The 5,164-nt window shown below is 31.6% G+C and carries 7 protein-coding genes; all 7 read left to right on the top strand.

Annotation, left to right across the window (positions count from 1 at the left end):
• Nucleotides 1-110 precede the first annotated feature (110 nt).
• The 7 genes from J5G60_RS16455 to J5G60_RS16425 all read left to right on the top strand — a co-directional run bounded on the left by J5G60_RS16455 (nucleotide 111) and on the right by J5G60_RS16425 (nucleotide 4,948).
• Nucleotides 111-374, top strand: a complete 264-nt coding sequence (locus J5G60_RS16455; protein ID WP_150358847.1) for a hypothetical protein — start codon at nucleotides 111-113, stop codon at nucleotides 372-374.
• Nucleotides 375-554: 180 nt separating this feature from the next.
• Nucleotides 555-851 carry a SpoVG family protein gene (locus J5G60_RS16450; protein WP_179977726.1) on the top strand — a complete coding sequence of 99 codons (297 nt, stop codon included), beginning with the start codon at nucleotides 555-557 and terminating at the stop codon, nucleotides 849-851.
• Nucleotides 852-1,014: 163 nt separating this feature from the next.
• Nucleotides 1,015-1,374 carry a hypothetical protein gene (locus J5G60_RS16445; protein WP_150358845.1) on the top strand — a complete coding sequence of 120 codons (360 nt, stop codon included), beginning with the start codon at nucleotides 1,015-1,017 and terminating at the stop codon, nucleotides 1,372-1,374.
• A gap of 15 nt (nucleotides 1,375-1,389) precedes the next feature.
• The gene (locus J5G60_RS16440; protein WP_150358844.1) at nucleotides 1,390-2,451 is read left to right on the top strand and encodes a ParM/StbA family protein; all 1,062 of its coding nucleotides are present in this window, start codon (nucleotides 1,390-1,392) and stop codon (nucleotides 2,449-2,451) included.
• A 256-nt stretch (nucleotides 2,452-2,707) separates the two neighbouring features.
• Nucleotides 2,708-3,046, top strand: a complete 339-nt coding sequence (locus J5G60_RS16435; RefSeq protein ID WP_150358843.1) for a hypothetical protein — start codon at nucleotides 2,708-2,710, stop codon at nucleotides 3,044-3,046.
• A 23-nt stretch (nucleotides 3,047-3,069) separates the two neighbouring features.
• Complete coding sequence (locus J5G60_RS16430; protein ID WP_150358842.1) at nucleotides 3,070-3,672, top strand: hypothetical protein; 603 nt, start codon at nucleotides 3,070-3,072, stop codon at nucleotides 3,670-3,672.
• Between the two features lie 316 nt (nucleotides 3,673-3,988).
• Nucleotides 3,989-4,948, top strand: coding sequence for a hypothetical protein (locus J5G60_RS16425; protein WP_150358841.1), 960 nt, complete (start codon nucleotides 3,989-3,991; stop codon nucleotides 4,946-4,948).
• The last annotated feature ends 216 nt before the right edge of the window (nucleotides 4,949-5,164 follow it).

The raw sequence follows: 5,164 nt of genomic DNA, 5'->3' as shown, positions 1-5,164 counted from the left end.
ATATTAAATATAATTATATGGTTTATAGTTATGATTATACTTATTGGCAAAGACTACAAATTGGATTATAAAAATTTCCACCTAAAAATTATAGTGAAGAGGTGAGTAGGATGCTTAAAACTTTCTATGACCCGGCAGTAGAGCAAAAAGGAATTGAAAAAGGAATTGAAAAAGGAATTGAAAAAGGACGCAAAGAAGGATTATTACAAGGATTGGAAAAATTGCTTGGGATTAAATTTTCTGATACGTCTTATATGTCCAGAATAAAAAAAATAGAAGATGAAGATACTTTAAATTCTTTATTTGAGGATGTGATTAAGAGTAACTCCATTGAAGAATTTAAAGAAAAATTGAAACAGAGAAAATTAAACTAGAAAATAAGATCTGCTTGTAATGGCAGGTCTTATTTTTTTAAAATTTTTTTTCAAAAAAGTACCGAGAAAAATACCAAGAAATTACCCAAAGAATATATAAATTATAAGACATAATTTATATGCTTTATATATGCTATTCTGTATAAGAACATAAAAGCTTATATAAGGAGTGGTAGAATTTTGGAAATATCAAATATTAGAATATCAAAATCGGGTTCTCTTTTAAAGGACAATCCCAATAACAGAATACTTGCTTATGTGGCAGTTACTCTTGACAATAGTATAAGACTAGATGATATAAGGATTGTTAATGGAGACAATGGGATTTTCCTTGGATTTCCAACCAGGCTAAGGAAAAATGGTTCAAGAAAAAATGTTGTATATCCTATTTCAAGGGAGGCAAGAGCAGCTATAACCAATGCTGTAATGTCAAAGTATAGGGGAGAAGATGTATCTGTAACAAGCCTAACTAAATAGGAAGTATATTTATGGGGCTTTCTTATAAAAGTCCCATAAATTTTTGTATACATAAACCGGTTTTGGCTTGTTTTGGTTAGATTTAAAACAGCAAGGCTGGTATAATATATGTATACGGATATTATGTTAAAGAGAAAAATATCTGTAGGAAGGTAAACATATCATGAAAACAGAATTATCGAAGAAGAATCAAGTCATTCTTGACAAGGCAATTCAAAGGACACACCTGTATTTGCAATCACATGGTACTACTAATTTTGAACAGTTCTATTTGAATTTTATAAGAGGGTTTTCAGGTTTGGTATTGATTGGAGATAAGAAATTTAAAGAAATTATAAATGAGCCGGATGATATTGAAATGGCAGATAATGCCCTTCAATATATACAAAACCTTAAAGAGGATCATCCAATTTATAATTATTTCAGGCAGTATATATCTTTTCCTAGTTTTATGCAGGAGGATATAATGCTAAATTCAATTCATATAATTTCAGAACTTTCAAAAAGAGAAAATATATTTTAGGAAGGAGAGGCAACTATGTATAAGATAGGATTGGATCTGGGATACAAATATACAAAGGGTGTAGCCGACAACGGAAAGAAAGTATGCTTTCCCTCGGTTATAGCCCAGGATAAATCTGCAGAAGTAGATGATGATATCAGAAAATTTTTTTCGAATCAGACTGGGAATAGTGGTATTGAAAATAACCTCTATATAACTATTTCAAATGGTAAGTACAAGGAGAAATTCAAAGTTGGTAATGCTGCAATAAATGAAAGAAATGTCAGATCAACTTTTCTGGATAATAAATGTAATAGTATAGAAAATAAAATATGTCTGGCAGCAGCATCTTCCATATTGCTTCCTGAAAAAGAAGGAGATATATTCCTAGTATCAGGATTGCCAATTTCAAGCTTCAGCCAACAAAAAGACATATTTAAAAATATGCTTTTGAATTACAACCTGACCGTTGAAGTACCTAAATACAATATAAAAAAACATATAAAATTTCAACGAGTTGAACTTGTACCACAAGGCCTTGCAGCTATCTATGCAGCCGTATGGGAGAATATAAAAAAGTATTCCATTCCAGGAAGCTATATTGGGCTTATAGACTGGGGAGGAAAAACTGTAGATTATGCTGTCTTCAGAATAGATGATAATGGATTTCCACAATATGTACCTGAATTTTCAGGTACTATTGATGGGGGAATGTTTCAGATAGAAAATGATGTTAGTACTCTATTTAAAGAAAAATATGGTACTGAACTTATATACAGCAGCTTGCTTAGATTAATTGAAACCGGAAAGATATATTTTAACAGGCAGCAGCTTGATTTTTCCAGGGATATTGAAGATATCAAGAAAGACAGAGCAGAGAAGGTACTTAATGAAATTACTAAAAAGTGGACTGATATAATTGCATATTTCAATACTGTTTTTGCATCTGGTGGCGGCAGTATAGACATGTATGACTATTTGAAAGCTGTTTCCGAAGTATTAAAATTGGAGCTGGCCAAGGATTCTCAGATGGGAAATGCACTTGGATACCATAAAATTGCAGAGCTTGCTGAGGTCAAATCCAAAGCTGGACATTAATATGAATTGTAACGGCTGTAATTGCATGTAATCACAGCCGTTATTAATATACTTGAAATGAAAAATGTAACAAAATGATGTAACATATCTGTAATACCGGGATTTAAAGGATTCTACAGAGTTTAATTGATGAAAATGTAACGATATAAGTAAATTGTCTATAGTATTATGTAACAAAAAATATAAATTGGGTATCTGAACTTTGTATAATAAAGATTTTACTATGTAACATTTTCAGAAAAAAGGGGAGTTGGTGATGGATACAGGTGATGTTCTGATTAGTTTTAGAATAAAAAAAAGTCACGAGGATGATGAAATTAGAAAACTGTTTTCAGAATGTAAAACAAATAAAGAAAGAGCAGATTTAACTAAAAGTGCACTTAATTTCTATGTGCAAAATAAAGATAAAATTAATGATTTGAATGATATGAAGCAGGATATAAAAGAAATTCTTTCAGAAATAGATGAGTTAAAATCTTCAGGTATTGAAATAAAAAACAATAATGATAAATCCAATTTAGATAATAAGGATAAAGAGTCCGAAGATGCCAGGGACAAGTGGTCAAGTGCGGTTGAAGACATGTTTAAGTTCTAATTTTACAGGGGGAGATATGAGTTATGAGCAAAGAGGAAAGGATTGAATATATAGATACTTTTTTTGAGTTAAATAGTGATGTTGAGACCAGGGAAATGATAGATATGATTAAATCACTGGAACGATTCAGAATGTTTTTATATAAAAATGCTGCTGAGCACGTGAAATTAGTGAGTTCTTTAACATTAAGTCCGGAATATGAAAAGAAATTTAGAGATGCTTTGAAAAATAACTGGACTTCAGAATATGATGGTATTCGTATAAAAATATATGTACCTGAAGTACCGCCAACTATATATATAAAGACCAGGAATGAGGCAGTAGGCTATTTTATGGAATTATGGAAAGCTAAAACCAGAAATGTTTTAAAAGGGTATGACATTCATTTTGAAAAGGTGTTTGTTTGGCTCAAATGCTATAACCCTGTAAGTTCTTACGATGTTGATAACAAATTTATAAAGCCTTTTTTGGATGGTATAAGACAGTCAGGAATTATAAAAGATGATAATTTTAAGATTATAAAGTATGGAATGGAAGGATTACTTGACAGGGAAAATCCACATATGGAGCTGTATATATTTGGAGATGACAGTATTCCCGAGTTTATAAAAAAGGGTATTTCTTGATCCAAAAAAGGTATACAGAAATCACTTGAAAATCACTACCTAGGAATGCGGGTTTGCGGGCTCAAAAAGGTGTACAGAAATGACCTAAAAATTGCTAAGTGAAATATGTATATACAAAAAACACATGTAGCCGTTGAATTTACTGGTTTTCAAAAAACAAAAGTAGAGTGCTTTACGGCACTCAATTGATTTTTATCACCATTTTAAATTCAAGGCATTTTCAATATATAAAACAAAGCCAGATAAGGCAGAAAACAATGAGAAAAAATATATAATTTTTTATAAAAAACATGAAATGAATGAAAGGGAACTGGTTATGATTAGGATTCAAAAGCGGGATGAATATCTGCTTAAAAAGATAGGAGAATATGGAATTCTAAACAATAGAACAATAGATAAAATATATGGTGGTGCAGTTCAGTATCCTGTACGAAGGAGAAAAAAGCTGGCTGATGAAAAGTATATAGTTAAGAACAATAAATACTGTAGTCTTGGTGCAAACGGTAGAAGGTACCTTGAAGAAGAACTGGGAATGGAAAATATAAGAGAAGTAGCATCAGGAAAGTATATAAGAACACGTATCGGGAAGGTAGCTGAAATACTGATGGCTATTGAAAAGATGTATTATACATATCCTAGCTGGAAACTGAAGAATAGGGATATTGTAAGTGAGAGAAAGGACAAATACTACGGGGAAATAATAAGCAAAACAAGTGGTAAGTCCTATTTCATATATAACCTTGGAAAAATAGATAGTACAAAATATGTAAGCAGAGCTATAAGTTTGAAAAAAAGATATATACAGGAGGTAAGACAGGAAATAATGAACAAAGCCTCCAATGGGAAAATGGAACGTGTAATACTGCTGGCCGAAGATAAGACGGTAATGGCTCTATATAACGAAAGTTTGATGTCTTTGAATGTAAAGGAACAGCTTATAATTCCATGGCAGGAAGCAGGCTTCAATCTGATTGGAAAGATTGGGAGTGAAAACATAGAGGAGAAGGTTGTAAGATATCTCTATAAGGATTACGACGATCCTGATTGGGCCTATGCAGATTATACAACCAGTGATGGACAGGTTGTTGTACTGGTAACCAATGATGGGGAAAAAATAGTTAAGGTAAAGCAGAGTGAGATAATAAACCGCTACAATAGGACAAATAAGTTTAAGCTGATTGTTGTATGCCTTGAGAGCCAGTACGTAAAGTTTGAGAAGGAGTTCAAGGAGTTTAGTAATGTAAGGATAAGGACAGTACCGGACGGTATACTGTAGGGTTTTACTTATGCAACATGCATTAACCGTAAATTTTAAAAAATATAGGGAGGAACTGAAAATGTCAAAACGATATGGTTCAGTAAACAGTTATGAAAAAAAGTTTGTTACGAACCGAAAATTAAAAATCAACCTACTATTATAGTGGCATATATTTACGTGAATATTTTATATAATGATAAGTTTAACTAATCAAATTTATAAATTATATAAACT

The sequence above is a fragment of the Clostridium sp. HV4-5-A1G genome, from assembly GCF_900184915.1.
Classification (GTDB): domain Bacteria; phylum Bacillota; class Clostridia; order Clostridiales; family Clostridiaceae; genus Clostridium_B; species Clostridium_B aromativorans.
The sequence above is the reverse complement of the archived record's forward strand: the minus strand, read 5'-3'. Positions and strand labels throughout refer to the sequence as shown.

Excerpts from the sequence above, each read along its gene's own strand:
- J5G60_RS16455 (WP_150358847.1), top strand. The coding sequence starts at position 111 with ATGCTTAAAACTTTCTATGACCCGGCAGTAGAGCAAAAAGGAATTGAA.
- J5G60_RS16435 (WP_150358843.1), top strand. The coding sequence starts at position 2,708 with ATGGATACAGGTGATGTTCTGATTAGTTTTAGAATAAAAAAAAGTCAC.
- J5G60_RS16425 (WP_150358841.1), top strand. The coding sequence starts at position 3,989 with ATGATTAGGATTCAAAAGCGGGATGAATATCTGCTTAAAAAGATAGGA.
- J5G60_RS16445 (WP_150358845.1), top strand. The coding sequence starts at position 1,015 with ATGAAAACAGAATTATCGAAGAAGAATCAAGTCATTCTTGACAAGGCA.
- J5G60_RS16430 (WP_150358842.1), top strand. The coding sequence starts at position 3,070 with ATGAGCAAAGAGGAAAGGATTGAATATATAGATACTTTTTTTGAGTTA.
- J5G60_RS16440 (WP_150358844.1), top strand. The coding sequence starts at position 1,390 with ATGTATAAGATAGGATTGGATCTGGGATACAAATATACAAAGGGTGTA.